Source organism: Pseudomonas sp. UBA3153, from assembly GCF_002364635.1.
Lineage (GTDB): Bacteria > Pseudomonadota > Gammaproteobacteria > Pseudomonadales > Pseudomonadaceae > Pseudomonas_O > Pseudomonas_O kuykendallii.
Genome location: NZ_DEYR01000077.1, coordinates 1 through 23,600, shown reverse-complemented (window position 1 = coordinate 23,600; position 23,600 = coordinate 1). Strand labels below are relative to the sequence as shown.

General features: G+C 66.4%; 23 protein-coding genes. 13 read left to right on the top strand and 10 right to left on the bottom strand.

What is annotated here, in order from left to right; all coding sequences use genetic code 11:
• Positions 1–5 precede the first annotated feature (5 nt).
• On the bottom strand, positions 6–380 hold the full coding sequence (locus B2X67_RS17300) for a DUF5064 family protein (protein ID WP_282343381.1): 375 nt from the start codon (positions 378–380) through the stop codon (positions 6–8).
• A 51-nt stretch (positions 381–431) separates the two neighbouring features.
• Positions 432–752 carry a DUF2288 domain-containing protein gene (locus B2X67_RS17295; protein ID WP_090228606.1) on the bottom strand — a complete coding sequence of 107 codons (321 nt, stop codon included), beginning with the start codon at positions 750–752 and terminating at the stop codon, positions 432–434.
• Positions 753–1,126: 374 nt separating this feature from the next.
• On the opposite strand from B2X67_RS17295, the gene B2X67_RS17290 reads away from it, so the two are divergent.
• The 5 genes from B2X67_RS17290 (at position 1,127) to B2X67_RS17270 (ending at position 6,007) form a co-directional block, all read left to right on the top strand.
• A complete protein-coding gene (locus B2X67_RS17290) occupies positions 1,127–2,248 on the top strand; it encodes a branched-chain amino acid ABC transporter substrate-binding protein (protein WP_286786246.1) in 1,122 nt (373 codons plus the stop codon).
• Between the two features lie 118 nt (positions 2,249–2,366).
• Positions 2,367–3,281 (top strand): high-affinity branched-chain amino acid ABC transporter permease LivH, encoded by a 915-nt coding sequence (gene livH, locus B2X67_RS17285; RefSeq protein WP_090228610.1) that lies wholly within the window; start codon positions 2,367–2,369, stop codon positions 3,279–3,281.
• Complete coding sequence (locus B2X67_RS17280) at positions 3,278–4,537, top strand: high-affinity branched-chain amino acid ABC transporter permease LivM (protein ID WP_090228613.1); 1,260 nt, start codon at positions 3,278–3,280, stop codon at positions 4,535–4,537. Before livH ends, B2X67_RS17280 begins: the two co-directional genes overlap by 4 nt.
• Positions 4,534–5,301, top strand: coding sequence for a high-affinity branched-chain amino acid ABC transporter ATP-binding protein LivG (gene livG / locus B2X67_RS17275; protein WP_090228615.1), 768 nt, complete (start codon positions 4,534–4,536; stop codon positions 5,299–5,301). Before B2X67_RS17280 ends, livG begins: the two co-directional genes overlap by 4 nt.
• 4 nt (positions 5,302–5,305) lie before the next feature.
• On the top strand, positions 5,306–6,007 hold the full coding sequence (locus B2X67_RS17270; RefSeq protein WP_273232873.1) for an ABC transporter ATP-binding protein: 702 nt from the start codon (positions 5,306–5,308) through the stop codon (positions 6,005–6,007).
• A 69-nt stretch (positions 6,008–6,076) separates the two neighbouring features.
• Here B2X67_RS17270 and B2X67_RS17265 read toward each other — a convergent pair whose 3' ends face one another.
• Positions 6,077–6,415 (bottom strand): DUF5629 family protein, encoded by a 339-nt coding sequence (locus B2X67_RS17265; RefSeq protein ID WP_286786245.1) that lies wholly within the window; start codon positions 6,413–6,415, stop codon positions 6,077–6,079.
• A 128-nt stretch (positions 6,416–6,543) separates the two neighbouring features.
• Here B2X67_RS17265 and B2X67_RS17260 point away from each other — a divergent pair, with 128 nt between their 5' ends.
• The 3 genes from B2X67_RS17260 to ahpF all read left to right on the top strand — a co-directional run bounded on the left by B2X67_RS17260 (position 6,544) and on the right by ahpF (position 9,779).
• Positions 6,544–7,143 carry a short chain dehydrogenase gene (locus B2X67_RS17260; RefSeq protein WP_286786244.1) on the top strand — a complete coding sequence of 200 codons (600 nt, stop codon included), beginning with the start codon at positions 6,544–6,546 and terminating at the stop codon, positions 7,141–7,143.
• A gap of 249 nt (positions 7,144–7,392) precedes the next feature.
• Positions 7,393–7,956, top strand: coding sequence for an alkyl hydroperoxide reductase subunit C (ahpC, locus tag B2X67_RS17255; protein ID WP_090228623.1), 564 nt, complete (start codon positions 7,393–7,395; stop codon positions 7,954–7,956).
• Positions 7,957–8,222: 266 nt separating this feature from the next.
• Positions 8,223–9,779, top strand: a complete 1,557-nt coding sequence (gene ahpF / locus B2X67_RS17250) for an alkyl hydroperoxide reductase subunit F (protein ID WP_273232882.1) — start codon at positions 8,223–8,225, stop codon at positions 9,777–9,779.
• Positions 9,780–9,872: 93 nt separating this feature from the next.
• Here ahpF and B2X67_RS17245 read toward each other — a convergent pair whose 3' ends face one another.
• Positions 9,873–11,486 carry a L,D-transpeptidase family protein gene (locus B2X67_RS17245; protein ID WP_286786243.1) on the bottom strand — a complete coding sequence of 538 codons (1,614 nt, stop codon included), beginning with the start codon at positions 11,484–11,486 and terminating at the stop codon, positions 9,873–9,875.
• Positions 11,487–11,632: 146 nt separating this feature from the next.
• Between B2X67_RS17245 and B2X67_RS17240 the strand changes: the two genes are divergently transcribed.
• Positions 11,633–12,346: a murein L,D-transpeptidase catalytic domain family protein gene (locus B2X67_RS17240; RefSeq protein WP_090228629.1), complete on the top strand. Its 714-nt coding sequence runs from the start codon at positions 11,633–11,635 to the stop codon at positions 12,344–12,346.
• 51 nt (positions 12,347–12,397) lie between these two features.
• Here the strand turns inward: B2X67_RS17240 and B2X67_RS17235 are convergent, their stop codons facing one another.
• From B2X67_RS17235 to B2X67_RS17210, 6 genes are all read right to left on the bottom strand, one after another.
• Positions 12,398–13,300, bottom strand: coding sequence for a chemotaxis protein (locus B2X67_RS17235; protein WP_273232886.1), 903 nt, complete (start codon positions 13,298–13,300; stop codon positions 12,398–12,400).
• 214 nt (positions 13,301–13,514) lie between these two features.
• Complete coding sequence (garD, locus tag B2X67_RS17230) at positions 13,515–15,068, bottom strand: galactarate dehydratase (protein ID WP_286786242.1); 1,554 nt, start codon at positions 15,066–15,068, stop codon at positions 13,515–13,517.
• 61 nt (positions 15,069–15,129) lie between these two features.
• The gene (locus B2X67_RS17225; RefSeq protein ID WP_273232889.1) at positions 15,130–16,491 is read right to left on the bottom strand and encodes an MFS transporter; all 1,362 of its coding nucleotides are present in this window, start codon (positions 16,489–16,491) and stop codon (positions 15,130–15,132) included.
• Between the two features lie 236 nt (positions 16,492–16,727).
• Positions 16,728–18,164, bottom strand: a complete 1,437-nt coding sequence (locus tag B2X67_RS17220) for an aldehyde dehydrogenase family protein (RefSeq protein WP_286786241.1) — start codon at positions 18,162–18,164, stop codon at positions 16,728–16,730.
• Positions 18,165–18,178: 14 nt separating this feature from the next.
• On the bottom strand, positions 18,179–19,090 hold the full coding sequence (kdgD, locus tag B2X67_RS17215; RefSeq protein WP_273232891.1) for a 5-dehydro-4-deoxyglucarate dehydratase: 912 nt from the start codon (positions 19,088–19,090) through the stop codon (positions 18,179–18,181).
• Positions 19,091–19,490: 400 nt separating this feature from the next.
• Entirely contained in the window at positions 19,491–20,243 is a 753-nt protein-coding gene (locus B2X67_RS17210; RefSeq protein ID WP_273232893.1) for a FadR/GntR family transcriptional regulator, read from the bottom strand.
• 158 nt (positions 20,244–20,401) lie between these two features.
• Between B2X67_RS17210 and B2X67_RS17205 the strand changes: the two genes are divergently transcribed.
• The 4 genes from B2X67_RS17205 (at position 20,402) to B2X67_RS17190 (ending at position 23,541) form a co-directional block, all read left to right on the top strand.
• Positions 20,402–21,073, top strand: a complete 672-nt coding sequence (locus tag B2X67_RS17205) for a GntR family transcriptional regulator (RefSeq protein ID WP_273232937.1) — start codon at positions 20,402–20,404, stop codon at positions 21,071–21,073.
• A 131-nt stretch (positions 21,074–21,204) separates the two neighbouring features.
• On the top strand, positions 21,205–22,194 hold the full coding sequence (locus tag B2X67_RS17200) for a 4-hydroxyproline epimerase (RefSeq protein ID WP_286786240.1): 990 nt from the start codon (positions 21,205–21,207) through the stop codon (positions 22,192–22,194).
• Positions 22,191–23,312: an NAD(P)/FAD-dependent oxidoreductase gene (locus tag B2X67_RS17195; RefSeq protein ID WP_286786239.1), complete on the top strand. Its 1,122-nt coding sequence runs from the start codon at positions 22,191–22,193 to the stop codon at positions 23,310–23,312. Before B2X67_RS17200 ends, B2X67_RS17195 begins: the two co-directional genes overlap by 4 nt.
• The gene (locus B2X67_RS17190; protein WP_273232897.1) at positions 23,305–23,541 is read left to right on the top strand and encodes a (2Fe-2S)-binding protein; all 237 of its coding nucleotides are present in this window, start codon (positions 23,305–23,307) and stop codon (positions 23,539–23,541) included. The genes B2X67_RS17195 and B2X67_RS17190 overlap by 8 nt, the downstream gene beginning before the upstream one ends.
• Positions 23,542–23,600 lie beyond the last annotated feature (59 nt).

Sequence of the window (23,600 nt, the reverse complement as noted above, 5' to 3'; positions counted from 1 at the left end):
GCCGCTCAAAGACCGTCCTGGCCGAGGTGATCGAGGTTCATCGGCTCGCCGGGCTTGAGATCGAGCAGCCGGCGGATGTCGGCGAACATCGCGTCGAAATCCTTGTGATCGACGAACACGCTGCCGAAATGCGGATGCCTGCCATGCTGCTCGGCGATCCGGCTGATCTTGGTGGCGAAATTGAAGGCGTCGTCGCGGTGAAGCTCGAAGGTCTCCTCGAAGGCCTTGCCGTCCACGTCGCCCTTCATGAGCATGTGCAGCATCTGCCCTTCCTGCGCGTCACTGCGTACCTCGTAGTGCACGTCGATGGAGAACTCCTGCCCGTCCGGCATACCCGGGAAGCTGAGGTGGTGAAGATGCAGATGGCCCGATTCGAACATGTGGTGCTCCCGTAAGGCATAAAGGATCGGACTGTCTGCCCGTGGATAGTTTCAGTGCCTGGCACCCTGCCCGAGGTCGCGTTCCTGAACCAGCACCCAGGGCGCCACCACCACCGCCCAGAGCGGCGGATCGCGGGCGACCAGGTCTTCGGCGAGGGCGTCCTCGATCTTGCCCAGCGCACCGCCTCGCATCCATGCACCGACCTTTTCGCCGTCGTCCTCGGCCACGGCCTGGGCGACTTCCACCAGGTCCAGCGCGGGCGCGACCCAGAGCAGCGCGCCACGGGCGAAAAAAGGCTGCAGCTCGGCCCAGCCGATTGCTGCGGTTTCGCCGAGAAGCTTGGCGTAGAGCGTTTCGTCGGAGCCGGTCATGGACTCACCTGTGGCTGTCGCGGAGACGAATGATAATGCCCAGAGCGCAGCGCGCCAAACCGTCGCGGCTGGGCGCGCGATGGGCTGCGCGGCCTGCGCAACGGCGTGCCCCGGCCGCGCCCCGCTCCCGATGTTCCGGTCAGATCTATGCAAACAGCATGCGAGACGAGGAATTTGCGGCGGAATTTTGTACACTTGTTGCGTTTAGGCGACACCCCTCCGTTCCGCTTGGCGCCTTGGCTTTCAAGCCGTCGATGCCCGCCTTACACTGTACCGGTACAGTTGTACGGGCATGACCCGGAGGGTCTACCGTTCGGTTCCACGGCCTGCCGCGCAGAGCCGACACAACCAAAACACCAGAGAGTGGAGCACCAATGAACAAGGCTACCAAGCAGCTTTCCAAACTGTTCGCCGCCATGGCCCTGGCCGGCGCTGCCAGCTATTCCGTTGCCGCCGACACCATCAAGATCGCCCTCGCCGGCCCCGTGACCGGCCCGGTCGCCCAGTACGGTGAAATGCAGTTCATCGGCGCCAAGATGGCGATCGAGCAGATCAACAAGGCCGGTGGCGTCAACGGCGAGCAACTCGAAGGCGTGGTCTACGACGACGCCTGCGACCCGAAACAAGCGGTCGCCGTGGCCAACAAGATCGTCAACGACGACGTGAAATTCGTCGTCGGCCACCTGTGCTCCAGCTCCACCCAGCCGGCTTCGGACATCTACGAAGACGAAGGCATCATGATGGTCACCCCGGCCGCCACCAGCCCGGAAATCACCGCGCGCGGCTACAAGCTGATCTTCCGCACCATCGGCCTGGACAGCTTGCAGGGCCCGACCGCAGGCGCCTTCATCGCCGACCACGTCAAGCCGAAAGTGGTTGCCGTGATCCACGACAAGCAGCAATACGGCGAAGGCATCGCCACCGCCGTCAAGCAGACCCTGGAAGCCAAAGGCGTCAAGGTCGCGATGTTCGAAGGCATCAACTCCGGCGACAAGGACTTCTCCTCGCTGATCGCCAAGCTGAAGCAGGCCAACGTCGACTTCGTCTACTACGGCGGCTACCACCCGGAACTCGGCCTGCTCCTGCGCCAGACCAGTGAAAAAGGCCTGAAGGTCAAGTTCATGGGTCCGGAAGGCGTGGGCAACAAGGAAATCTCGGCGATCGCCGGCCCGGCTTCCGAGGGCCTGCTGGTCACCCTGCCGAAATCCTTCGACCAGGATCCGAAGAACCAGGCGCTGGTCGAGGCCTTCAAGGCGAAGAACCAGGACCCGACCGGTCCGTTCGTGTTCCCGGCCTACGCCGCGGTCCAGGTGATCGCCGAAGGCATCAAGAAAGCCGGCAGCACCGACACCGACAAGGTCGCCGCAGCGCTGCGCGCCAACAGCTTCGACACCCCGACCGGCAGCCTCGGCTTCGACGACAAGGGCGACCTGAAGGACTTCAGCTTCGTGGTCTACGAATGGCACCAGGACGGTACCAAGACCGAAGCCAAGTAAGCGTCACGCTTGAAACCCAAAGCCCACTGCGTTCGCGCAGTGGGCTTTGTCTATCCGCATGTTCCGGACATCCACGCGTCACGAGCGCCGCAGTACGGGATGTTCCAGGAGTCAGGTAATGCCCGAGCTCTACCACTACCTTCAGCAGCTGGTTAACGGTCTCACCGTTGGCAGCACCTATGCCCTGATCGCCATCGGCTACACCATGGTCTACGGCATCATCGGCATGATCAACTTCGCCCACGGCGAGGTGTACATGATCGGTTCCTACGTGGCGTTCATGGCCATCGCCGGCCTCGCCATGTTCGGCATCCACAGCCTGCCCATCGTGATGATCGCGGCCTTCGCCGCCAGCGTCATCGTCACCAGTGCGTATGGCTACAGCATCGAACGGGTCGCCTACCGGCCGCTGCGCGGCAGCAACCGGCTGATCCCGCTGATCTCGGCGATCGGCATGTCGATCTTCCTGCAGAACGAGGTCCTGCTGACCCAGGACTCGAAGGACAAGGCGATCCCCAACCTGATCCCCGGCAATCTGGTGCTCGGCGACAACGGCGTGACGATCTCCTACATGCAGATCCTGATCTTCGTCGTCACCACCCTGACCATGCTCGGGTTGACGCTGTTCATCTCGCGTTCGCGCCTCGGCCGCGCCTGCCGCGCCTGCGCCGAAGACATCAAGATGGCCAACCTGCTGGGCATCAACACCAACAACATCATCGCCCTGACCTTCGTCATCGGCGCCGCCCTGGCGGCGGTCGCGGCGGTGCTGCTGGGCCTGCAATACGGCGTGATCAACCCGCACCTGGGCTTCCTCGCCGGGATCAAGGCGTTCACCGCCGCGGTGCTCGGCGGTATCGGCAGCATCCCCGGCGCCATGCTCGGCGGGCTGGTGCTGGGCGTCGCCGAAGCCTTCGGCGCCGACCTGTTCGGCGACCAGTACAAGGACGTCGTCGCCTTCAGCCTGCTGGTTCTCGTTCTGTTGTTCCGGCCGACCGGCATCCTGGGCCGCCCGGAGGTTGAAAAAGTATGACCGCACACAAACTCAAGACCGCGTTCTTCAGCGCCCTGCTGGTGATCGCCGTGGCCTACCCGGTGCTCGGCCTCAAGCTGACCACCGTGGGCATCGGCCTGCAGGTGCACGGCGCCAGCGCCACCACCCTGTGGATCATCGCCGGCTGCGCCGTGGCGATGTTCGTCTGGCAGCTGTTCCGCCATCACCTGGCCGCCGGCTGGGCCGCCAGCCCGAACCTGCCGAGCGTACCGGCCGGTGCCGGCAACTTCCTAACCCTGCCGTCGACGCAGCGCTGGATCATCCTGGCGCTGGTCATGCTCGCGCTGGTCTGGCCGTTCTTCGGCTCGCGCGGCGCGGTGGACATCGCCACGCTGATCCTGATCTACGTGATGCTCGGCCTCGGCCTGAACATCGTCGTCGGCCTCGCCGGCCTGCTCGACCTCGGCTACGTGGGCTTCTACGCCGTGGGCGCGTACAGCTATGCGCTGCTGTCGAGCTACTACGGCTTCGGCTTCTGGACCTGCCTGCCGATCGCCGGGGCGATGGCCGCGCTGTTCGGCTTCCTGCTCGGTTTCCCGGTGCTGCGCCTGCGCGGCGACTACCTGGCGATCGTCACCCTGGGCTTCGGCGAGATCATCCGCATCCTGCTGCGCAACCTGACCAGCATCACCGGTGGCCCCAACGGCATCAGCAACATCGAGAAGCCGACGCTGTTCGGCCTCTCCTTCGAGCGCAAGGCCGCCGAGGGCATGCAGACCTTCCACGAGTATTTCGGCCTGGCCTACAACTCGATCAACAAGGTGATCTTCCTCTACCTGATCGCCCTGCTGCTGGTGCTGCTGACCCTGTTCGTGATCAACCGCCTGCTGCGCATGCCCATCGGCCGCGCCTGGGAAGCGCTGCGCGAGGACGAGATCGCCTGCCGCGCGCTGGGCCTGAACCCCACCGCGATCAAGCTCTCGGCGTTCACCCTCGGCGCCTGCTTCGCCGGTTTCGCCGGCAGCTTCTTCGCCGCCCGCCAGGGCCTGGTGACGCCGGAATCCTTCACCTTCATCGAGTCGGCGATCATCCTCGCCATCGTCGTGCTCGGCGGCATGGGTTCGCAGCTGGGGGTGATCCTCGCCGCCATCGTGATGATCCTGCTGCCCGAGCTGATGCGTGAGTTCAGCGAGTACCGCATGCTGATGTTCGGCGCCCTGATGGTGCTGATGATGATCTGGCGTCCGCAGGGCCTGCTGCCCATGCAGCGTCCCCACCTGGAGTTGAAACGATGAGCCAGCCGATTCTTGAAGTGAGCGGGCTGTCCATGCGTTTCGGCGGCCTGCTGGCCGTCAACGGGGTGAACCTGCGCGTCGAGGAAAAACAGGTGGTCTCGATGATCGGCCCGAACGGCGCCGGCAAGACCACCGTGTTCAACTGCCTGACCGGTTTCTACAAGCCGACTTCCGGCAGCATCCGCCTCGCCGGCGAGCAGATCGAAGGTCTGCCGGGCCATCACATCGCGCGCAAGGGCGTGGTGCGGACGTTCCAGAACGTGCGCCTGTTCAAGGACATGACCGCGGTGGAAAACCTGCTGGTGGCGCAGCATCGCCACCTCAACACCAACTTCCTCGCCGGCCTGCTGAAGACGCCGGGCTACCGCCGCAGCGAGCGCGAGGCGATGGATTTCGCCGCGCACTGGCTGGAACGGGTCAACCTGACCGACGTCGCCAACCGCCCGGCGGGTACCCTCGCCTACGGCCAGCAGCGCCGCCTGGAGATCGCCCGCTGCATGATGACGCGCCCGCGCATCCTGATGCTCGACGAGCCGGCCGCCGGCCTCAACCCGCGGGAAACCGAAGACCTCAAGCAGCTGATCGGCGTGCTGCGCGACGAGCACAACGTCACCGTGCTGCTGATCGAGCACGACATGCACCTGGTGATGAGCATTTCCGACCACATCTTCGTGATCAACCAGGGCACGCCCCTGGCCGACGGCACGCCGGCGCAGGTCCGCGACAACCCGGACGTGATCAAAGCCTATCTGGGGGAGGCGTAATCCAATGCTGTATTTCGATAACGTGTCCACCTTCTACGGCAAGATCCAGGCGCTGCACGGCGTCAGCGTGGAAGTCCGCAAGGGCGAGATCGTCACCCTGATCGGGGCCAACGGCGCCGGCAAATCCACCCTGCTGATGACCCTCTGCGGCACGCCGCAGGCCACCAGCGGCAGCATTCGCTACGAAGGCGAGGAACTGGTCGGCCTGGAAACCCCGCAGATCATGCGCAAGAGCATCGCCGTGGTGCCGGAAGGCCGCCGCGTGTTCGCCCGCCTGACCGTAGAGGAAAACCTCGCCATGGGCGGTTTCTTCGGCAGCAAGGCGGACAACCAGCAGCAACTGGACAAGGTGCTGCACCTGTTCCCGCGGCTCAAGGAACGCCTGGCACAGCGCGCCGGCACCATGTCCGGCGGCGAGCAGCAGATGCTCGCCATCGGCCGTGCGCTGATGAGCAAGCCCAAGCTGCTGCTGCTCGACGAACCGTCGCTGGGCCTGGCGCCGATCATCATCCAGCAGATCTTCGACATCATCGAACAGCTGCGCGAAGACGGCGTGACCGTGTTCCTCGTCGAGCAGAACGCCAACCAGGCGCTCAAGCTCGCCGACCGCGGCTACGTGCTGGAGAACGGCCGGATCGTCATGCAGGGCAGCGGCCAGGAACTGCTGCACGACCCGAAGGTGCGCGACGCCTACCTCGGCGGCTAAGCCTGCCAGAACGAAAAACCGCCCTTCGGGGCGGTTTTTTTATGCGCGCTGTCAGGCGGCTCGCGTTTTCTACGCGTCGTTGCTGGCGTCGTCTTCGTCGGCGTCGCTGTCGTCGCCACCGAATGCCGCCAAGCACACCAGCCGGTGTTCGCCATCGGCGTCGGCGATGCGCCAGCTGTCGCTCGGCGCATCGAAGGTGGCGGCCCGTACCTGCACGGAAGAGAAGCGCCAGACGCGGCGGGTACGGCCGTCCATGCACTCGATGCTCAGCAGGCTGTCGGCGTCGCCGAAGACGCCCTGCGCCAGCGCCGCCTCGTCCAGCGCGAACTGCCAGGCGTGCAGGTCGTCGATCAGCAGCATGTCGGCGGTTTCCAGGGCGGTCAGCAGCGTCGGTGTTTCCGTAGTCATGGGGGTCATCGTCGGCAAAGGGAGCGCGCATGATAGCGCCTGCGCAGTGCCCACTGCCGCGCGGGCGCTCACCGCCGTGACCGGCTTGCGCCTACACTGGGTGTCCATTCCCCGACAGGAGCAGCTCCATGAAGATCATCCTCATCGGCGCCAGCGGCACCCTCGGCAAGGCGATCGATGCCGAACTCGCCCCGCGCCACGAGATCGTCCGGGTCGGCCGCAGCAACGGCGACCATCAGGTCGACATCACCAATACCGCCTCGATCCGTCGGTTGTTCGAGCAGGTCGGCCACTTCGATGCGCTGGTCAGCGCGGTGGGCAAGGTGCACTTCGGCGCGCTGGCCGAGATGGGCGAGGAACAGTTCGCCGTCGGCCTGCGCGACAAGCTGATGGGCCAGGTCAACCTGCTGCTGATCGGCCGCGAGTTCGCCAACGACGGCGCGTCCTTCACCTTCACCTCGGGCATCATCAGCGACGAGCCGATCCGTTTCGGCAGCTCGGCGAGCCTGGTCAACGCCGCGATCGAAGGTTTCGTCCGCGGCGCGGCGATCGAGCTGCCCCGCGGCCTGCGCGTCAACGCCGTGAGCCCGACGGTGGTCGAGGAGTCGATGGAGGTATACGCCAGCTATTTCCGCGGCTTCAAGCCGATCCCCGCGGCGGAAGCGGCGCTGGCCTACGCGAAGAGCGTCGAGGGCGCGCAGACCGGGCAGGTCTACAAGCCGCGCTGACGAACATCGGGGTCTTGGGAGTGTCACACCCAGACATGAGAATCCCCGATGGAACGGAGCGGCCCCCTGCGGGCCGTTTTCGCTGCTGGCGTGTTGCGGGCGACTGGTCGATCATGTTCTTCGCGCGCGAGGCGCCTCTGCATAGAGTCAGCCAATGACAGTCATCGCCTCAATCAATTAAAACTTTCCCGCCAACCTCGTTAGGATGGCGACATCAAATTTTCCAAACCCCCTGAAGGAGCTCCACTGATGTCTCTGATTAACACTCAAGTCCAGCCTTTCAAAGTCAACGCATTCCACAACGGCAAGTTCATCGAAGTCACCGAGGAATCCCTCAAAGGCAAGTGGTCGGTACTGATCTTCATGCCGGCTGCCTTCACCTTCAACTGCCCGACCGAGATCGAAGACGCCGCCAACAACTACGCCGAGTTCCAGAAGGCCGGTACCGAGGTGTACATCGTCACCACCGATACCCACTTCTCGCACAAGGTATGGCACGAAACTTCGCCGGCCGTTGGCAAGGCCCAGTTCCCGCTGATCGGTGACCCGACCCACCAACTGACCAACGCCTTCGGCGTGCACATTCCGGAAGAAGGCCTGGCCCTGCGCGGCACCTTCCTGATCAACCCGGAAGGCGTGATCAAGACCGTAGAAATCCACTCCAACGAGATCGCTCGTGACGTGTCGGAAACCCTGCGCAAACTGAAAGCCGCCCAGTACACCGCCGCTCACCCGGGAGAAGTCTGCCCGGCCAAGTGGAAAGAAGGCGAGAAGACCCTGGCTCCATCGCTGGACCTGGTCGGCAAGATCTAAAAATGGTTGCAGAGCTGCTGCGCTAGGCATTGCAGCGTTGAAATCAGGTGGGGCCGCCTAGGACGGGCTGCTCATTTACCGCTCGTAAAGTCGCCCGCGACTCCGACCGGCCCTCGCCTGATTTCGCCTCGCACTGCCGTCGCTCGCGACGCTCTTCAGTCCATTTTCCGCCGACTAGGCTCATAAAGTTTAGGAGGTGCCCGACGCCCGGGTGCGATCCGCCCGGGCGTTCTTTTCTCAAAATTCAGCAAAGGGAAACCGCCGCCATGTTGGACGACAATCTTAAAACCCAGTTGAAGGCCTACCTCGAAAAGGTCACCCAGCCGTTCGAGATCGTCGCGTCCCTCGATGACAGCGCGAAATCTCAGGAAACCCTCGGCCTGCTGCAGGACATCGTCAGCCTGACCGACAAGATCACCCTCAAGACCGATGGCGCGGACGCCCGCAAGCCGTCGTTCTCGCTCAACCGTCCCAACGGCAACATCAGCCTGCGTTTCGCCGGCCTGCCGATGGGCCACGAATTCACCTCGCTGGTACTCGCCCTGCTGCAGGTCGGCGGTCACCCGTCGAAGGCCACGGCCGAAACCCTCGAGCAGATCAAGGGCCTGGAAGGCGAATTCAACTTCGAGACCTACTTCTCGCTGTCCTGCCAGAACTGCCCGGACGTGGTCCAGGCGCTGAACCTGATGGCCGTGCTCAACCCGAACATCCGCCACGTCGCCATCGACGGCGCGCTGTTCCAGGACGAAGTCAACGATCGCCAGATCATGTCGGTGCCGAGCATCTACCTGAACGGCGAGCTGTTCGGCCAGGGCCGCATGGACGTCGAGCAGATCCTCGCCAAGATCGACACCGGCGCCTCGGCCCGCGATGCCGAGAAGCTCAACGCCAAGGAAGCCTTCGACGTGCTGGTCATCGGCGGCGGCCCGGCCGGCGCCGCGGCGGCGATCTACGCCGCGCGCAAGGGCATCCGCACCGGTGTCGCCGCCGAGCGCTTCGGCGGTCAGGTGCTGGACACCATGGCCATCGAGAACTTCATCTCCGTGCAGGAGACCGAAGGACCGAAGCTGGCACGCGCGCTGGAAGAGCACGTGCGCCAGTACGAGGTCGACATCATGAACCTGCAGCGCGCCAGCCAGCTGATTCCGGCCAGCGGTGAAGGTGCCCTGCACGAAGTGAAGTTCGAGAGCGGTGCCAGCCTCAAGGCGAAGACCGTGATCCTCTCCACCGGCGCCCGCTGGAGGGAAATGAACGTGCCCGGCGAGCAGGAATACCGTAACAAGGGCGTGGCCTACTGCCCGCACTGCGACGGTCCGCTGTTCAAGGGCAAGCGCGTGGCGGTGATCGGCGGCGGCAACTCCGGCGTCGAAGCGGCCATCGACCTGGCCGGCATCGTTTCCCAGGTCACCCTGCTGGAGTTCGACAGCAAGCTGCGCGCCGATGCGGTCCTGCAGAAGAAGCTCTACAGCCTGCCCAACGTCAGCGTGATCACCAGCGCGCTGACCAGCGAGGTCAAGGGCGACGGGCAGAAGGTCAACGGCCTGGTCTACAAGGATCGCAACTCCGACGAGTTCGTTTCCCTGGAACTGGAAGGCATCTTCGTGCAGATCGGCCTGCTGCCGAACTCCGACTGGCTGAAGGGCTCGGTGGAGCTGTCTCCCCGCGGCGAGATCATTGTCGATGCGCGCGGCGAAACCTCGCTGCCGGGCATCTTCGCCGCCGGCGACGTGACCACGGTGCCGTACAAGCAGATCGTCATCGCCGTCGGCGAAGGCGCGAAGGCCTCGCTGAGCGCCTTCGACCACCTGATCCGCAACAGCTGATCGGTCAGGCAAACGAAAAAGCCGGGTATCGCGAGATGCCCGGCTTTTTTCATGCCTGCGAAAGGGGCGTCACAGGCGCCGCGTCCACCCGCGCTAGCCGCGCTTGCCCGCCGCATTCAGCGCGGCGAGCACGCGCGCGTCGTAGCCGTACATGTCGGGGCGGAACTGCAGCTGGCCGTCGTCGCCTAACTGGGCGGTCCAGTAGGCCATCAGGATCGGCACCGGCTTGGGCAGGTCGGCGCGCAGCGTGCGGCCGGTTTCCCACAGCCGGGCGATGCGTTCGCGTTCCCTCGGCGTGACCTCGGCGAGCAACTGGTCGATCAGCTCGGAGACCCGCTCCACGCGCACGCAGCCCGAGCTGAAGGTCCGCGGCAGGTTATCGAACAGGCGCTGGCTCGGCGTGTCGTGCAGGTACACCGAGAACGGGTTGGGGAAGCGGATCGCCACGCGGCCGAGGGCATTGTGCGGGCCGGGCTCCTGGCGGATCAGGATGCGCCCCGGATGGGTCCAGTCGACGCCCCGCGGATCGACCGCGTTGCCGTCGTAATCGATCACCTGCATGTTGTTGCTGGCCAGGTAGCCGGCGGCGTCGCGCTGCAGTTCGGGCAGCTTGTCTTCGCGCAGGATGGTCGGCGGCACGGTCCAGGTCGGGTTCAGCGTCAGGTGGGTGATCTGCGAGCGCAGCAGCGGCGTCGGCCGGGACGGGCGCCCGACCTGGGTGCGCGCGCGCCAGACCAGCTTGTCGTCGCGGTAGAACGCCACTTCGCTGCCCACGTCCACCAGTACGCCGGTCGGGCTGAGCTGGTGGGCGAGCCAGCGCAGCCGCTCGAGGTTGACGCGGATCTGATCCATGCGCTCGCTGGCCGAGCGGTTCAGTTCGGTGAGGGTGGACGGGCCGATCACGCCGTCCTGCTTGAGCAGATGACGGCCCTGGAAGGCTTCCACGGCCGCGACCAGCTCCGGCGAGTAGACCGCGCCCTGGCCGGCTTCGGCGGGCGGCACTCCCTGGGCGAGGTCGCCGCGCAGCAGCAGGCGCTGCTCCAGCAACGGCACGCGCGCATCCACCGCGCCGGGCTTCAGCAGCGGTCCGGCGGGCACCGCGAGCCAGGAAGGCAGCGGCTGCCGGCGCAATTCGGCGTAACGCAGGCGCAGCTTCTGGTAGGCCTCGGTGGCCGGCCGCGCCTCGGCGAACGCCAGGGCGGGATCGGACAGGTGTTCCTCCGCCAGGTGCAGCAGCGGCCCGCGGTCGAGGGTCGGCTGGCTGCCCTCGGGTTGCCACATCGGCTCGACCTTGGCCTGATCCAGACGGCCGAACGCCAGGTGCCGCAGCGCCTGCAGGTAGGCGCTGGAGGCGAGCACCTCGGTGCAGGCGGACAGCTGTGGCGAAGGCTGCTCGAACTGCGCCAACTGGCGCAGCGGATGCACCTGGTACGCCTGCGGGTCGAGGCCGTCGTCGGCGAGGTCATCCAGCTGGGTGAACAGCCGCTGCAGACGCTCGTCCGTCCAGGCCGGCTGGAACCCACGTTGCAGGTAGAAGGCCTGCAGCCACTCGCGATCGACTTCGTTCAGCGCCGGCGCGGGCTGCACGCAGCCGAAGCGGGTGTCCGCCAATTGCTGCTGGATTGGGTTGACGAGGACGTCCTGCGCCGATGCCAGCGGGGCGGCCAGCGCCAGCCCAACCAGACCAAGTGTACGTTTATTGAGCAACTTTTCGACTCCGAACGGCGGATCGCCTGCTAGAATCCGCGCACTTCGCGGTACGCCGCAGGCATGAGAATTGCGAGGCACAACGACCTCACGAGACGGAACCGGCCGGTGAACGCCGGGAAGCCGCACTACAGAGACCTACCTGCATGATGACAATTTTTCGACGGCTCGGTTTGGCAGCCGTCTGCATGGGGATGTTGGCGAACCCGCTTTCGGCCGCGCCGCGACTGCCGGATCGCCAGGTGGATACCCTCGCCGCCCAGGCGCCACAACTCAATCGCAAGATCCTCCAGCACGCCGTTTCGGCGATGCGTTGCGCCATCAACAACGGCGCGCTGCCGGCGCAGCGGTTGGCGATCATCGACTTCTCGCGGCCGTCCACCGAACGGCGCCTGTGGATCTTCGACCTGCGGAGCAACCGGCTGGTGCTCAGCGACCTGGTCGCCCACGGGCAGAAATCCGGGGAAAACCTGGCGACGCGCTTTTCCAACGTCGAGGGCAGCAATCAGTCGAGCCTGGGGCTGTTCCGCACCCAGGAAAGCTACATCGGCAAACATGGCTACTCGCTGCGCATGGACGGCCTGGAGCCGGGGATCAACGACCGCGCCCGCGAGCGCGCCATCGTCATCCATCCGGCCGATTACGTGAGTCCCGCGCTGATCCGGAGCCAGGGCCGCATCGGCCGTAGCCTCGGCTGCCCCGCCGTGCGCCCGGAAGTGGCGCAACAAGTGGTGGACAGCCTCAAGGGAGGGCAGTTCATGTTCTCCTACTACCCGGACCAGCGCTGGCTGCAGTCGTCGGTCTACCTCAACTGCCAGCCCAAGCTGGTCGCCAGCCTGGCGGCGGCCCGCGGCGGCTGAGCCACGCGCGCCCCGACCAGGCGCCGAACATCGGCGCCTTCCCGGCAACCCTTAGCGGATGCGCGCCGCGTGATTGGCGCGCACGGCCCGCACCAGGCACTTGCCCAGCTCCGGCGCGGAGAACTTGGTGAGCACGTCGTTGGCCCCGGCTTCCGTGGCTCGGGAGGCGCTCATCGTGGCATCCAGCGAGGTGTGCAGCAGCACGTAGATGTCGCGGAAGTCGGCGTGCCGGCGCAGGCTCTGGGTGAAGCTGTAGCCGTCCATCTCGGGCATCTCGATATCCGAGACGACGATGTTGATCGCGTCCTCGCTGCCGTGCAGCGCTTCGAGAATCGACATCCCCTCGCGCGCGCTGTGGGCGGTGTGGCAGACCACGCCCAGGTGCTGCAGCGAAATCAGCGACTGGTGCAGCGCGACCTGGCTGTCGTCCACCACCAGCACCCGCGCCTCCGACAGCAGTTGCGCATCCTCGGTATCCAGTTCGTCCACGCCCAGCTCGATGGGCGCCGGCGCGATGCCGTGGATGACCTTTTCGATGTCGAGAATCTGGATCAGCTCGCCGTCCACCTCGGCGGTGCCGGTGATGAACGACTTGCGCCCGGAGCCATAGGGCGGTGGGCGGATGTCGCTGGTGCGGCAGTGGACGATCCGGGTCACGCCCTGCACGTGCAGACCCTGGGTGGACCGGCTGACCTGGGTGACGATCAGGCAGCCGGCGGCGGGATCGCTCAGCGGCTGCTCGCCGATCGCCCGGCTGAGGTTGATCACCGACAGGGCGACGCCGCGCAGGGTGGCGATGCCTTCCACGTGCGGGTGCGAGTCCGGCAGATGGGTCAGCCGTGGGCAGGGGATGATCTCGCTGACCTTGAGCAGGTTGATTGCCATCAGCTTGCCGCTGCGCAAGGTGAACAGGAGCAGGGAGAGCGCATCGCTCTTGGCGAAGGATGAGGACATGGAACTCCCGTGGGGCTGTTGAAGTGATCGGGCCGCTGCGCGACGCACGAAAACACGGACACCAGGGATTATCGGCGGGCGATTCGCAGACTTCAGCGCAGAGACGCGATCTTACCCCTCGCGGCGGGGCTCGCCATGACGGCGGACAGCCTGGGCGCTGCAACGGCGCCCGCCGGAGCGCCAGGCGGGCGGCACCGGAGCGGCGGAAGGCCGATCAGGTGATCGGCGCGGGGTTGAACAGCACCAGGTCGTTGTGCAGCACGTGGCGCTCGGCCCAGGTCTGCTGGCGGCCGCTGGCGACGTCCAGGTAGTAGCGGAACAGCTCCCAGCCCATCTCCTCAATGGTCGCCCGGCCACTGGCGATGCGCCCGGCGTCGATGTCGATCAGGTCCGGCCAGCGCTCGGCCAGCTCGGTGCGGGTGGACACCTTGACCACCGGCGCCATGGCCAGGCCGTAGGGCGTGCCGCGGCCTGTGGTGAACACGTGGAGGTTCATCCCGGCGGCGAGCTGCAGGGTGCCGCAGACGAAGTCGCTGGCCGGCGTGGCGCAGAAGATCAGGCCCTTGCGGCTGACCCGCTCGCCCGGGCCGAGCACGCCGTTGATCGCGCTGCTGCCGGATTTGACGATCGAGCCGAGGGATTTCTCGACGATGTTGGACAGCCCGCCCTTCTTGTTGCCGGGCGTGGTGTTGGCGCTGCGGTCGGCCTCGCCGCTCTGCAGGTAACGGTCGTACCAGTCCATCTCGCGCACCAGCGCGTTGGCCACCTCGGTGTTCTCGGCGCGCGAGGTGAGCATGTAGATGGCATCGCGCACTTCGGTGACCTCGGAGAACATCACCGTGGCGCCGGCGCGGATCAGCAGGTCCGAGGCGTAACCCAGCACCGGATTGGCGGTGATGCCGGAGAAGGCGTCGCTGCCGCCGCACTGCATGCCGAGGATCAGCTCGGAGGCCGGCACGGTCTCGCGGCGGCGCTGGTCGAGCTTCTGCAGCCGCGCCTCGGCCAGCTCCATGATCTGCTCGATCATCTCGACGAAGCCGTTGCGCGAATCCTGCAGGCGATACAGCCACTGCTCGGAGAGGTCGACGGACGGATCGTCCTCGTGCATCACCTGGCCGGCCTGCAGTTTCTCGCAGCCGAGGCCGATCACCAGCGCCTCGCCGCCCAGGTTCGGGTTGCGCGCCAGGTTGCGCACGGTGCGGATCGGGATGTAGGCGTCGCGCGCGGTGATCGCCACGCCGCAGCCGTAGCTGTGGGTCAGCGCCACCACGTCGTCGACGTTCGGGTACTTGGGCAGCAGCTCCTTGCGGATTCGCGACACCGCGTGGTCGAGCACGCCGGTGACGCACTGCACGGTGGTGGTGATGCCGAGGATGTTGCGCGTGCCTACGGTGCCGTCGGCATTGCGGTAACCCTCGAAGGTGAAGCCTTCCAGCGGCGGCAGCGAGGACGGCACCGCGTCGGACATCGGCAGGCTGTCCAGCGGCGGCGCCGACGGCATGTCGAGCTGGGTTTCCTTCACCCAGCTGCCCTGGCGCAGGGTTTCGCGGGCGTAGCCGATGACCTGCCCGTAACGCAGCACCGGGCCGCCCGCGGGGATGTCGCGCAGCGCCACCTTGTGGCTCTGCGGCACGCCTTCGATCACCGTCAGGCCATCGGGAAAACGGCTGCCGGCAGCGACGCCCTGGTCGTTCACCACCACCACGACGTTGTCGTCATCGTGCAGGCGCACGTAACGCGGGGAATCGGAATGTTCGATCAACTGCATGGGTTGGCCCTTGTTGTCGTTGTCAGGGTGAAGCCTCCCGGCGAACCGGGAGTCGTATCGGTCAGCTACGCGCGTCGGCCAGCTTGCCATCCACCGCCTGGGTGCCGGCGTCGCCGTCGTCGTCATGCAGCACCACGCGCTGGATCTTGCCGACGATGACCAGGTAGCTGAACACCGCCAGCACCGCGTTGGCACCGACGAACACCAGCGCCCACTTGAACGAACCGGTGGCGGCGATGATGTAGCCGATGACGATCGGCGTGGTGATCGAGGCGATGTTGCCGAAGGTGTTGAACAGGCCGCCGGAGAGGCCGGCGATCTGCTTGGGCGAGGTGTCCGCCACCACCGCCCAGCCGAGTGCGCCGATGCCCTTGCCGAAGAACGCCAGGGTCATGAAGCCGACCACCATCCAGTCCGCCTGGACATAGTTGCAGAACACCATGGTGGTCGACAGGGTCAGGCCGCAGACGATCGGCAGCTTGCGAGCGAAGGTCAGCGAATGGCCCTTGCGCAGCAGGTAGTCGGAGATCACCCCGCCGAGGACGCCGCCGATGAAGCCGCAGATCGCCGGCAGCGAGGCGATGAAGCCGGCCTTGAGGATGGTCATGCCGCGTTCCTGCACCAGGTACACCGGAAACCAGGTGAGGAAGAAGTAGGTGATGGCGTTGATGCAGTACTGGCTCAGGTACACGCCCAGCAGCATGCGGTTGGTCAGCAGCTGGCGCACGTAGTCCCAGCGCGGGCCGTCGCTCTTGCGGGTCTGATCCATGTCCACCAGGCCGCCGTTCTGTTCGATGAAGTCGATTTCCGCCTGGTTGATGCGCGGGTGTTCCTTCGGGTTGTAGATGGTCTTCATCCAGATGATGGAGAAGAGGATGCCGAGCACGCCCATGACTACGAACACGTGTTCCCAGCCCATCGCGTGGACGATCCAGCCCATGATCGGGGCGAACAGCGCGGTGGCGAAGTACTGCGCCGAGTTGAAGATCGCCGAGGCCGTGCCGCGCTCGGCGGTGGGGAACCAGGCCGCGACGATGCGCGCATTGCCGGGGAACGAGGGCGCCTCGGCGAAGCCGACCATGAAGCGCAGGACGAACAGCGTGGTAACCGCCCAGGCCACCGGCAGGCCGCCGACGAAGCCCTGCAGCAGGGTGAACAGCGACCAGATGAAGATGCCGGCGGCGTAGACCTTCTTCGAGCCGAAGCGGTCGAGCAGCCAGCCGCCCGGAACCTGCCCGAGCACATAGGCCCAGCCGAAGGCGGAGAAGATGTAGCCGAGGGTGACGGCGTCGATGCCGAGGTCTTTCTGCAGGCTGGAGCCGGCGATGGAGATGGTGGCGCGGTCGGCGTAGTTGATCGTGGTGACCAGGAACAGCATCAGCAGAATCAGGTAGCGGACGTGAGTCTTCTGGGTGTCTTGCACAGCGGTTACTCCCACTTTTGTTTTTGTGGCGGGGTCTACTGGTTCGTTTGCCGCCATCCGTGCGGCCGGCGAGGCGCGTTTTTTCGCGTGCCTCGCCGAAGCGTTGCTGCGGGCCGGCGTCCATCGACGCCGCTCCGCTTACTGCTGCTGTCCTCAGAACCTGTTCACGATCCCGCGAGCTAGAGCCCGTTTTTTAACGCAGTAGGGCCGACGCGCAGCAGATCATGAACAGGTTCTCAGCCGATGTAGGTGGTCTTCACCGTCGTGTAGAACTCGCGGGCGTAACGCCCCTGCTCGCGAGCCCCGTAGGACGAGCCTTTGCGCCCGCCGAACGGCACGTGATAGTCGACCCCCGCGGTGGGCAGGTTGACCATCACCATCCCGGCCTGGGAGTGGCGCTTGAAGTGGTTGGAGTACTTCAGCGAGGTGGTCGCGATGCCGGCCGACAGGCCGAACTCGGTGTCGTTGGCCATCGCCAGCGCCGCCTCGTAGTCGGCCACGCGGACGATGTTGGCCACCGGGCCGAAGATTTCCTCGCGGCTGATGCGCATCTGCGCATCGCTGTCGGCGAAAAGCGTCGGCGCCAGGTAATAGCCGTCCTTCGCACAGCTCACGCGCTCGCCACCGGACACCAGCCGCGCGCCCTCCTCCAGGCCCAGGGCGATGTAGCGCAGGTCCTGCTCGAGCTGCGCCTGCGACACCACCGGCCCGACGTGAACGCCCTGCTCCAATGCGTGGCCGACCTTGATCGAACGCATGCGCTCGGCCATCGCCTCGACGAAACGGTCGTGGATGCCGGCGGTGACGATCAGCCGGCTGGACGCCGTGCAACGCTGGCCGGTGGAATAGAAGGCGCTCTGCGTGGCCAGTTCCACGGCGACGGCAAGGTCCGCGTCGTCGAGGATCACCTGCGGGTTCTTGCCGCCCATCTCCAGCTGCACCTTGGCACCTCGGGCGACGCACTGGGTGGCGATGCTGCGACCCACGCCGACCGAGCCGGTGAAGCTGATGCCGTCCACACGCTTGTCGCCGACGATGGCCTCGCCGACCACGCGGCCGGCGCCCATCACCAGGTTGAACACGCCCGCCGGGAAGCCGGCGCGCGAGATGATCTCGGCCAGCGCCCAGGCGCAGCCCGGCACCAGGTCGGCCGGCTTGAACACCACGCAGTTGCCGTAGGCCAGCGCCGGGGCGATCTTCCAGGCCGGGATGGCGATGGGGAAGTTCCACGGCGTGATCAGGCCGATCACGCCCAGCGTTTCGCGGGTCACCTCGACGCTGACGCCAGGGCGTACCGAATCGAGCAGATCGCCGCTCTGGCGCAGGCATTCGCCGGCGAAGAACTTGAAGATGTTGCCGGCGCGCACGACTTCGCCGATCGCCTCGGGCAGCGTCTTGCCCTCCTCGCGGGCCAGCAGCGCGCCCAGCTCCTCGCGGCGGGCGAGGATTTCCAGGCCGACCTTCTCCAGCGAGTCGGCACGCGCCTGGATACCGGACACCGACCAGGCCGGAAATGCGCGATGCGCCGCCTCGATCGCCTGGGCGACCTGGGCCGCGTCGGCCTGGGCGTACTCGCCGATGGAATCGGACAGGTCCGACGGGTTGATGTTGTCGGTGTAGCCGACGCCGGCAACCCACTCGCCGCCGATGAAATTGTCGAATCGTTGTGCCATGGGGAAGCGTCCTCTTATTGAGCGCCCTGGGTGCTCATCAGCGCTTCCAGCGCCTCGTACTCGGCGGGCAGCAGGTCGGTCAGCGGCGCACGCACCGGGCCGGCGTCGTAACCGGCGATCTTCGCCCCGGCCTTGACGATGCTCACCGCGTAGCCCTTGCGGCGGTTGCGGATGTCCAGGTACGGCAGGAAGAAATCGTCGATCAGCTTGCCCACGGTCTCGTGGTCGTCGGCGGCGATGGCGCGATAGAAGTCCATCGCGGTACGCGGCAGGAAGTTGAACACCGCCGAGGAGTAGACCGGCACGCCCAGCGCCTTGTAGGCGGCGGCATAGACTTCCGCGGTCGGCAGGCCGCCGAGGTAGCTGAAGCGATCGCCGAGGCGGCGGCGGATCGAGACCATCAGCTCGATGTCGCCCAGGCCATCCTTGTAGCCGATCAGGTTCGGGCAGCGCTCGGCCAGTTGCTCGAGCAGCACGGGAGTCAGGCGGCAGACGTTGCGGTTGTAGACCACCACGCCGATGTCCACCGAGCGGCAGACCTGTTCGACGTGGGCGGCCACGCCTTCCTGGCTGGCTTCGGTGAGGTAGTGCGGCAGCAGCAGCAGGCCCTTGGCGCCCAGGCGTTCGGCCTCCTGCGCGTACTGGATGGCCAGGCGGGTCGGGCCGCCGACTCCGGCGAGGATCGGCACGCTGCTGGCGCAGGTATCGACCGCGGTCTTGATCACCGAGCCGTATTCGTCCGGCGCGAGGGAGAAGAACTCGCCGGTTCCGCCAGCGGCGAACAGCGCGCTCGCGCCGTACTGGGACAGCCATTCCAGGCGGCGCACGTAGCCGGCCGGATTGAATTCGCCGGCGGCGTCGAAGTCGGTGACCGGAAAGGACAGCAGACCGGAAGAGAGGATGGACTTGAGTTCTTGTGGATTCATTATGGGAACACCCTGCAAAGCGATGGAGGAATACGAGCGAGCTACGCTATGTCGTATGTCATCGTACAACTGTAGATTGAACATACAAGCCCGAGAATTTGCGCCTACGACCTTCGTCTACAGGCTTGCTGGCTATCCTCGGTTTAGCCCGCAGGAATTCGCGTAAACACCCGCGTCGCTCAGCGGGCGTAAACCATGCAGTCGTATTACAACTGATAAACGACAGATCCCAGCCAGAGATACCCCGTCACCGGCAGGATGCCGAACGGTGGCGTCCGCGATACCCAAGGCCTCGATACCGGCACGGGAAAAGAGCCGGCCAGCCTGGCGCGGCGCCTCTACCTACGGCCTGAACGCGTATTCGCGATCATCGATCCCAGGACGGCAACGGCTGGAAGCCTCAGCCCCGCAGTTGCTCGGCCTGCTCGTGCGCCTGGCGCAGGCGTTCGCGGCTGTTGGTGAGGTGCAGGCGCATGGCGGCGCGGGCGGCGTCGGAGTCCTGGCGGGCGATGGCTTCGTAGATTTCCTCGTGCTCGCGGCTGAGGCGGGACAGGTAGTGCTGTTGGTCATCATGGGCGATGCGCGCCGAATTCACCCGCGTGCGCGGAATGATGCTGGTGCCCAGGTGGGTCATGATGTCGGTGAAATAGCGGTTGCCGGTGGCCTGCGCGATCTGCAGGTGGAACTGGAAGTCCGAGGCGACCGCATCGCTGGCATGCGCGACGCTGAGATTCAGCGCATCCAGCGCCGCCCGCATTGCCGCGAGCTGTTCCGCCGAACGGCGCTGAGCCGCCAGGCCGGCCGACTCGATCTCCAGGCTGATGCGCAATTCGAGTACCGCCAGCACGTCGCGCAGGGTGACGATGGTCGCCGGGTCGATGCGAAAGCCACTGGGGCTTGGCGTATCCAGCACGAAGGTGCCGATGCCGTGGCGCGTTTCCACCAGGCCGGACGCCTGCAGCCGGGACAGCGCCTCGCGGACCACGGTGCGACTGACGCCCTGCTCTTCCATGATCGCCGACTCGGTGGGCAGCTTGTCGCCACGCTTGATCACCCCGTCGCGAATCTGCTGCGACAGTTCGGTGACCAGCTCCTGGGCGAGGCTGCGGTGCTTGCGCCGGGTGCGCAGCGGCGGGGTATCTGGACTTTCCATGGAAGATTCTTAATGGCTGTTCGGCAGGATCGATCATACCCGATCGAGGTTGTACGATCACCGACCGCTCGCGCCCGCATGCGCGCGACTGCAACGGCCATGTCGCTCGTATACAATATTCAAACTTCGATAATGGACCCCTTCCCATGCCCCTGGCGATTCTCAACGCACCCAACCTCGGCCTCGCTCCCTCGGCCTCCGAGGTGATCGCCAAGCACCTGCGCGAAGCGATCATCTCCGGGCATTTCGCCGAGGACGAGCCGATTCGCCAGGATGACATCGCGCGGCTGTTCAACGTCAGCAAGATTCCCGTGCGCGAGGCGCTCAAGCGCCTGGAAGCCGAGGGTCTGGTGCAGTTCCTGCGCAACAAGGGCGCCGTGGTCACGCGGATTTCCGAGCCGGAACTGGCGCAAATCTTCGAGGTGCGGGTACTCCTCGAGGTGCAGGCGATCCGCCTGGCGGTGCCGAAGATGACCCGCGCGCAGCTCGAACGGGCCACGGCGATCTGCGACGAATTCATCGTCGACGACAACGTCGGCCGCTGGGCCGAGCTGAACTGGGCGTTCCACACCTGCCTGTACGAAGCCGCGCAACGGCCGTTCCTGCTCAACCTGATCCGTTCGATCCACGACAAGGTGGAGCGCTACCTGCGCATGCAGATGACCTTCCCCGAGGGCAAGCAACGCGCCGACCAGGAACACCGGGAGATCCTCCGCGCCTGTGCCGATCGCGACGCCGAGCGCGCCGCCGAACTGATCGAACAGCACATCATCGGCGTCTGCCGGACGCTCTACGCACAGCTGCCGAACGAAGAGATCACCGAAGTCTAGGGGTGCTTGCCGGGCTTCCCGCAGCGTCTTTGCGTCGTGCCGATTTCGTCATCGGCGCGGCGGAAATCCATCAAGCCCCGCGGCCGCCTCCAGCGCCACTCTAGGCGCCTTCACAGGCTTCAGGTGGCAGCATGAAACGCATCCGCGTCCTCGATTCCCACACCGGCGGCGAACCCACCCGGCTGGTGCTGGACGGTTTTCCCGACCTCGGCACCGGCAGCATGGCCGAGCGCCGGCAGATTCTCGCCGAACGGCATGACGACTGGCGCGCCGCCAGCGTGCTGGAGCCGCGCGGCAGCGACGTGCTGGTCGGCGCGCTGTACTGCAAGCCAGTCGATCCCGAGGCCTGCGCCGGGGTGATCTTCTTCAACAACAGCGGCTATCTGGGCATGTGTGGCCACGGCACCATCGGTCTGGTGGTGTCCCTGGCGCACCTGGGCTGGATCGAACCCGGCGTGCACAAGGTCGAGACGCCGGTCGGCACCGTCGAGGCGACGCTGCACGACGACCGCTCGGTGAGCGTGCGCAACGTGCCGTCCTACCGCTACCGCCAGGCCGTCGGCCTGGAGGTACCCGGCTACGGACGGGTGACCGGCGACATCGCCTGGGGCGGCAACTGGTTCTTCCTGATCGCCGAACACGGCCTGCGCATCGCCGGCGACAACCTCGACGCCCTCACCGCCTACACCGTCGCGGTGCAGAAGGCCCTGGAAGACCAGGGCATTCGCGGCGAAGACGGCGGCCTGATCGACCACATCGAGCTGTTTGCCGAGGACACACCCCCGAACGGCTCGCCGCCAAGCGTCGCGAGCGAAGAGCGGGCAGCAGCCTGGCTGCCCGCCGACAGCCGCAACTTCGTGCTCTGCCCTGGCAAGGCCTACGACCGCTCGCCCTGCGGCACCGGCACCAGCGCCAAGCTGGCGTGCCTGGCGGCCGACGGCAAGCTGCAACCCGGCGAGACCTGGCGCCAGGCCAGCCTGATCGGCAGCCGGTTCGAGGGCAGCTTCGAATGGCAGGGCGAGCGGATCGTGCCGACCATCCGCGGGCGCGCCAACATCAGCGCCGAAGCGACACTGATCATCGAGGACGACGACCCCTTCGCCTGGGGCATCCGCCCGTGAGCGAGGGCCGCGCCGCCGACGTCATCGTCATCGGCGCCGGCATCGTCGGCGCCTACTGCGCCCATGCCCTGGCCCGGCGCGGCCTCGACGTACACGTGCTGGACGCCGGCCTGCCCGGCGCCACCGCCGCCGGCATGGGCCACCTGCTGGTGCTCGACGACAATCCGGCCGAGCTGGCGCTGAGCGAATACTCGTTGCAGCGCTGGCGCGAGCTGGCGCCCGAATTGCCCGAGGGCTGCGCCTACCGCAGCAACGGCACCCTGTGGCTGGCGGAGAACCCCGAGGAGCTGGCGGTGGCCGAAGCCAAGCACGCCGTGCTGAGCGCCCGCGGGCTGGCCTGCGAGATGCTCGGCGCGCAGGCGCTGCGCGAGGCCGAACCGGAACTGCGCGACGACCTGCTCGGCGCGCTGAAGGTCACCGGCGACGGCATTCTCTATGCACCGAACACCGCGCGCTGGCTGCTGGAAAGCGACCCCGCGCGCATCCGCCAGCAGCGCGCCGAGGTGGTCGAGATCGACGGCAATCGCGTGCGCCTGGCCGACGGCCAATGGCTCGCCGCCCAGGCCGTGCTGCTGGCCAACGGCGTGCAGGCCGGCACGCTGTGCCCGGAACTGCCGATCGTGCCGAAGAAGGGCCACCTGCTGATCACCGACCGCTATCCCGGCAAGGTCCGGCACACGCTGGTCGAGCTGGGTTACGTCACCAGCGCGCACAATGCGACCGGCCCGTCCGCCGCCTGCAACATCCAGCCGCGTCCCACCGGCCAGCTGTTCATCGGCGCCTCGCGGCAGTTCGACAGCGTCGACCCGGCAGTGGAAGGCTGGATGCTGGCGAAGATGCTCGGCCGCGCCCTGCACTACATGCCCGGCCTGGGCGACCTCAACGCGATCCGCAGCTGGACCGGCCTTCGCGCCGCCAGCCCGGACGGCCTGCCGCTGGTTGGCGAACACCCGCAACGACCGGGCCTCTGGTTGGCGGTCGGCCACGAGGGCCTCGGCGTGACCACCGCGCCCGGCACCGCCGACCTGCTGGTCGCGCAACTGCTCGGCGAGACCTCGCCCCTGGCGGCGCAGGACTACTCGCCGCAGCGCTTCTTCGGAGACCCCGCGCATGCCTGAACTCCTTCTCGACGGTCGCCCGCTGCGCGTTGCCGACGGTACCAGCGTGGCCGCCGCGCTCGCCCTGGGCGGCGACGGCTGCACGCGCACCTCGGTCAGCGGCCAGCGCCGCGCGCCGCTCTGCGGCATGGGCATCTGCCAGGAATGCCGGGTGAGCATCGACGGCGTGCGCCGGCTGGCCTGCCAGACGCTCTGCCGCGAGGGCATGCGGGTGGAGACCCGGCCATGAGCGAGGCGGTCGAACTGCTGATCATCGGCGCCGGCCCGGCCGGCATGGCCGCCGCCCTC